Genomic DNA, 5,902 nt, shown 5'->3' with positions numbered 1-5,902 from the left:
AGCATGATCATCAATTTGATTTTTTACATATTATTTTTACACGGCTTAATCGTATAGTACTTGGCGTACGTTTCCGTTCCATTGGACTTCAGACCCCTCTAATCGCCAATCACGAATCTTAATTTTAACATGAGTGGTACGCTGGCCCTTGATTGGCAGATCCATCATGGAATTTAGATACCCCATAAAAGTTACCAACTCTATTTCGTTGTTACCATCTTTATTTGAATGCCACATGAGGAACGTATTTACCAGATGATTGCTGCCGCAAGTACCAAGCCCCTGCGATGGCTACAACAATCGTTGAGTGTCCAGCTAAATACACTTGCACACCTGTTGCAAGTACGAGGCCCCTGCAATGGCTACAATAACGTTCAACCTGGTTAAGAACTTTATTACCCGCGAACAAGAACAGACAAACCACTTAACAGTTGCAAGTACAAAGCCCCTGCAATGGCCACAATAACCGCAGTGCATTAACACCGCATACCCAAAAGGATAATATCCACTATTCCACGAACCGTCAATTTTCATCACTGGTTTTACCGTGAGAATTGGGCGCTATTCGCGTTGTGCCTTGTAGTACCTTTCCTGAGCTTGGATAGCTACAAAACGAGTAACACGAGTGCAGAAATATCTTAACTGTCGGTTGCAAGTACGAAGCCCCCGCAATGTCTATAATAACTCGAGTCGTGGGGAAAGGTTTTTGCGCACCTCGTTGCAAGTATGATGCCCCCGCAATGGCTACAATAACACCAACCAGGCCTCTTGTCGGAGATCCTCCCTACGTTGCAAGTACAATGCCCCTGCAATGGCTACAATAACGAGGCACAAGCGGGACGCTGATCCTGGCGCACCACGTTGCAAGTACAAAGCCCCTGCAATGGCTACAATAACCGCAGTGCATTAACACCGCATATCCAAAAGGATAATACCCACTGTTCCGCGAACCGTCAATTTTCATTACTGGTTTTACCGTGAGAATTGGGTGCTATTCGCGCTGTGCCTTGTGTTTATTAAAGCGCGAACACGCCATGTTTCCCCCGTCGATAGACGTTCGCGCAGATCAGGCATCAGCCAATCGCTTTTGTCGCCGTGCTTCCGCCATTTTCTCACTTTTCAGCCGCTTTTTTTCTCCTTTATTCTGGATCAAGGCGCGGGTTTCCTCCCAATAACTGGTCACCAGTGGTTCCAGCTCATTATGCGCGAGTTTCCAGGCGGTAGCGGCAGCGTTCAACTTACGATCCATCGTGCTGCCACAGTCCAGACAATATAAGGTATGACTGTCGTTCTGCCTTTCCTCAAGTTGTTCTCCGCCACAAAACCCACAAACACTGGCCGTTTTTTCGCCTTTTACCTTGAGAACTGCCGTTCCATGTTTACATGCAGCCCACTTGATTGCAGATTCCAGTACATGCAGCGCAGCCATGACCCGCCCACTTCTGGCTTTTTTTGATAGGTCCGTTTTTTCTCCTGTTCTTTCGTCGATTTTCTTTGCCGCCTCTTTCATATCCGGCATATCCAACAGAATTGTTTCATACCGTGAGGCTAAATCAATCGCCACCTTTTCATAATAAGTCTTGCGGCGATTACGAGCGGATCGCGCCAGAGACACGGCCTGCGTCCACATGCGTTTGTCGGCTTTCCGCCAGGTCTCCAGCCAGCCGGGGATGGCTATTTCGGCATCCCGCATCAAGGCAATCAGATAGTGCAGGCGATTCGCAGATAGGTACTGTGCAGGCAGTTTTCGGATTCTGTTCCAATGCTCCACCAAAGGCGTATCCCCCTCTGTAGGCAGTTCCATTTCCTCCTTTAACCGCATAAAGGTTTCATCCCGATAGGTGTCCCGCTTGCTCTGGATGTTGGATGATTCGTTAATATCGTTCTCGATGGATACCGGCAGCGTCAGCATCTGTGCATCCAATGGATCATCGGTGTCTGCAATCCCTGCCAGCCGCCGCCCTTCCTCATCCCAGGACCAGCCAAAATGCACGGCAACCAGAGGTTTACGACGATACTCAGGCGTCAAATCAAGCGGCTTGGCCAACGTCGCCAGTAGTTGCAATTCATATTGATATTTCCCCCCGATTTTCTTGCGTACCAGGTGCGCCATGGCAATATGCGTGTCTTGTGGAATAGCGCGATGCAACTGCACAGTGCCCTCCGCATAAACGCCTTCTGAAGCGGCTCCCAGGCGAAAGCGGAATGCACTGTAAGATCGTGCGCCAAACCCTTTTTGGGGGTACGCAATTTCAATATCCTTGCGTTTGCCCGTAAAAATATCTTCGACCGGTGCTCCACCCGCTTGCGTGAATTGCAGGGTTAATGTGTCCTGATCCTTTTCCTCACCTCTCGCAAATTTCGGTGCTTTTCCTTTCGCCATGGACATTTCCCATGCCTTGAGCGCGCTATCGAGGATACGGGTTGCTGTAAAGGGGCCTAGACCATCCCGAACGGCTTCTGCACGGCAGGCGTAGGTTTCCGTGGATGCGTTGTTCCCGATTCGACGATAGAACCGTTCTTTCAGGGTATCTTTGTGTTCTTTCCGCACTTCTTTAAGAATCGCCGAGAGTTGATTCCAGTATTCCCTACGCTCCAAGGCAATTTTTTTCATGCGGGCTTCGTCGTTATCGGCTTTCGCTGCAGCAAATGCCGTGTTTGCTGCAGCGATCTTTTCATGTAACGCCTGTCCTTCCGGCCCGGCATGATCCATGACAAACGTCTGCATTTCATCGTATATGCCGCGCATAACGGCGATAATGTTGTTATACATTGCCCGGGCTCCCCTGATTTGACCCTCAATATCTGGTACAGAATCCGGACTGATGCGCACGCCGTACTTATAGACGATTTGATTTCCGTTAATCTGTGGCGTTATTTCGATTTTGCCCAACTCATATCTCCTTATTTACTTTTATCATCCTGGAATCAACCCTGGATGGAAAAAGAATGCCCAAATATTTACGAAAAACATAAGAACAAAAAAAGCAATCAAAACAATTTGCCCAGAAATTCCACCGCCTTCATTTACACCAGATTGCATAGCCTTCTTTTTATTTACAAGAGAGCCATAAGAAAGATATGCCATTGAAAGCATGACTACAGAAAAAACCATAGCCATTATAATCTTTACATCATAACTAGAAATAGATATTGAATTGCCAATTTTTGTATGAAGATCTGAGAATGTCATCGGTTTATTCCCTTCCTATCAAATGAAAGCAACTTTAATGCAAAACGCAGAACCTCCCGCAATTCCAGATAAGCCACCCAAACTATCAGGACCACCAAGGCAACCGGAATAATCAGCCAGAACATCGCCAAAACCGAGAGCAACCTAACGTCTCCGACGCGGAGATGGGCTGTTGGGTCTGGGCGCTTCGCCACTTTTGTCCGCTTGCGACTGTACAAGGGAATGCTCACGACCTTCTCTTTGGCGGTTTCTGGTGATGTACCACGCTGGTTTGTCTAAATAGTCTCCATACTCGTCCAGGATCTCCTGAAAGCGGGCAATATAGGCACTTACCAGAAAGGCCATGTGCGCTGCCGGTCCAACGGGTTGGTAGCCATCCGCGACGATGGAAATGGAAGAACAGGCCGTAAATAACTCCTCGCCTTCCTCTTTGGTGAGGGGTTCCTTTTGCTGCAGGATCTCCTGAACCCGGTCGTAGGCATACCTCCAGCTATGCGCAACTTCCGCATGTTGCTTGGGCGCGTCAGCAGGGATTTTCTTCATGAGAGTTCGCAAAAAAATCAATGCGGTGTTTCGGGACGCAGACAGATCCAACAGTACCGGCTTATACAACTTGTCATTCCGTTCGCAGTTCGACAGCAGGATATTCACGGCATAAAAGGTCGGTATCCCCATCACCTTGGCCATGGACAATGCACGGGTGGCCTCATTCATCCACGCGCTGGGCGTTATACCGATGGTGAACTCTGACGTGCTTTGAGACTGCGAAGCATGGACGATTTTATCTATGCCCGCTTCGACCGTTCGGGTAATAGGCGTATCTGGGAATCCAGCCAGGCTATCGGGATGACGGTAGCCGAGATACTGCAGGGCTGTGGCCGCGCTCTCCAACTCTCCCCGGAGTTTTTCAAGATTGTCAGAAAAAATGGCGACAGCCCGACCATTTTCCGGGGACTCGACCACCTTCTTGGAGGAAACGAATTCTTTGACCCGAGCGACGAGATTACGCAGAAATCCCTCACCAGCGCCGGCATTCGGGGTTTTGACGAGTCCGATATACATCTGCCCCTGTTTGTTCAGGTCATAGACGGCAAGATCGCGCCAATGCACAGCTTTATCGAATGCCTCAAAAAGCTCCTGCATTTTCTGATCGTCAATCAACTGCATCATTCACCTCACTCTGCATAGAAAGACACGGGAAGCAGGATGATTGGCCATTCCCCACGCTGGTGTCCTGCGTGCGCGAAATACTGGGGTTCCAATGGGTCTTCTGCCAGACCATCGGCCAGGTCTTCCGGATGTTCCAGCTCGTCCACCCTACTCTGCACCTTGGCCAAGGCCTCAGCATCGATCGCCGGTCCTGCACCAAAGCGATAGATTCTGTGCGCCGCTATAACCATGGCGCATATGCCTCCCACCTTGTCCTCATCCTCGCGGAGCCGGTCTTGCCATTGATTCACTTGATAGAGGACCGATTCAGGATTGTAGGTCAGCATGCTGTGTGCGGCCTGCGCCCAAAGCGGTAATCCCCGCAGATTGTTCATACCCTCTACAGCACGATCCAGATGTTGAGCAACTTCCTTGAGATCATCGGTCTGGGAATCCATCGACATAACCACACTCCTTTGTGTCTATAACTCAGTTATAGCACTACCTGTAGTCTCTTACAAGAATATACCCTTTTCACGGCTTACTGCTTTTGTTCTTGCGGACGGGCTGATCCGGGAATTGCCACGCTGGTTTGTTTCCATCCTCTGATTTGTGTCCGTACTTGCCGATCCACTGGTCTTTGTAATCCTTGCCTAAACCCATCGTGTAGGCATCATAGACGCGCTGCCGGTAGTCACTGAGAAAATTGCGGGCATCCTGGGCAAGCTGTAAATGCAGCTTCGCGCTGGCCATCTGCTTAGTGACTGCATCCATCATGGTATTCATCACCTGGCTGTCCACATGCTCGATGAGTGCCGTCAGTGTTTTGGCGTCGCCCTCTCCCATGAGAGGCCGTACATCGCTGTCTTTTTCTTTCAGAATCTTCTTTAGTGCGGCCATGTTCAGTTGCCCGTCATGATAGAGATTCACCATACCGATAACCCAGTCCTTCTCACAGGATTGCACCATCTCGGGATTGATCGGGAGCCTGTACTGTCCGGAAGCCTGTATGTTTTCAAATTCCTTGCGGATTAAATCATCCGCGCGGTTCAGCATTTTGGTAGCCTGATCTATGCTGTTCTGGATGGTGTTCCAGGTAGAACTACTGGTCCATTGTTGCGTCATTTTCGATGCTCCTTATGTGAATGCGGATATATTCTGGTTATTACCAGAAAAAACCGTTTTGCTTTGCTCTGAGAAGCTGTGCGGTTCTTCGTCGGATCGAGTGGGTAAGGCGGTAGTAGAGGGCCGGACCGAAAGACATCACACCTAGTCGACAACCGCGCCCTACATCAGCAGCGCCAAAACGGCCAACACAGTGCCCCTTACGTCACTAGGTCTCCTGGTTGCTCTCCGCGCCCTCTACTGTTCCCTGATTATGGTCTTCTACATGGACCCGGTTCGCCGTATTGCCGATGATTTCGATCTGTTTCTCCTTTTCTGGAGAACCCTTGAGGTCACCTGGTGTAGGATGCAAATAAAGTTGGTAACTTTTATCCGGGCTAAGCCATTAAAATTGGCACATCAAAATTTTCAAAAACAAATAAAGTCGGTAACTTT

The 5,902-nt window shown here is 49.3% G+C and carries 5 protein-coding genes; all 5 read right to left on the bottom strand.

Annotation, left to right across the window (positions count from 1 at the left end; all coding sequences use genetic code 11):
- Positions 1-1,066: 1,066 nt before the first annotated feature.
- The 5 genes from AC2VLY_RS09985 to AC2VLY_RS09965 all read right to left on the bottom strand — a co-directional run bounded on the left by AC2VLY_RS09985 (position 1,067) and on the right by AC2VLY_RS09965 (position 5,467).
- Entirely contained in the window at positions 1,067-2,773 is a 1,707-nt protein-coding gene (locus AC2VLY_RS09985) for a zinc ribbon domain-containing protein (protein WP_486922198.1), read from the bottom strand.
- A gap of 144 nt (positions 2,774-2,917) precedes the next feature.
- A complete protein-coding gene (locus AC2VLY_RS09980; protein ID WP_486893456.1) occupies positions 2,918-3,193 on the bottom strand; it encodes a hypothetical protein in 276 nt (91 codons plus the stop codon).
- A gap of 144 nt (positions 3,194-3,337) precedes the next feature.
- A complete protein-coding gene (locus AC2VLY_RS09975; protein WP_486893454.1) occupies positions 3,338-4,363 on the bottom strand; it encodes a hypothetical protein in 1,026 nt (341 codons plus the stop codon).
- A gap of 5 nt (positions 4,364-4,368) precedes the next feature.
- Positions 4,369-4,806: a hypothetical protein gene (locus tag AC2VLY_RS09970; protein ID WP_486893453.1), complete on the bottom strand. Its 438-nt coding sequence runs from the start codon at positions 4,804-4,806 to the stop codon at positions 4,369-4,371.
- A 70-nt stretch (positions 4,807-4,876) separates the two neighbouring features.
- Complete coding sequence (locus tag AC2VLY_RS09965; protein ID WP_486893451.1) at positions 4,877-5,467, bottom strand: hypothetical protein; 591 nt, start codon at positions 5,465-5,467, stop codon at positions 4,877-4,879.
- Between the last annotated feature and the right edge of the window lie 435 nt (positions 5,468-5,902).

The organism is Acidithiobacillus sp. TH-A36 (assembly GCF_057473445.1).
Note: the sequence above shows the minus strand (reverse complement) of the source record. Positions and strands in the feature narration are given on the sequence as shown.

What these genes read in the sequence shown, in the direction of transcription:
- AC2VLY_RS09985 (WP_486922198.1), bottom strand. Translation starts at nt 2,773, where the DNA reads ATGTATAACAACATTATCGCCGTTATGCGCGGCATATACGATGAAATG.
- AC2VLY_RS09980 (WP_486893456.1), bottom strand. Translation starts at nt 3,193, where the DNA reads ATGACATTCTCAGATCTTCATACAAAAATTGGCAATTCAATATCTATT.
- AC2VLY_RS09975 (WP_486893454.1), bottom strand. Translation starts at nt 4,363, where the DNA reads ATGATGCAGTTGATTGACGATCAGAAAATGCAGGAGCTTTTTGAGGCA.
- AC2VLY_RS09970 (WP_486893453.1), bottom strand. Translation starts at nt 4,806, where the DNA reads ATGTCGATGGATTCCCAGACCGATGATCTCAAGGAAGTTGCTCAACAT.
- AC2VLY_RS09965 (WP_486893451.1), bottom strand. Translation starts at nt 5,467, where the DNA reads ATGACGCAACAATGGACCAGTAGTTCTACCTGGAACACCATCCAGAAC.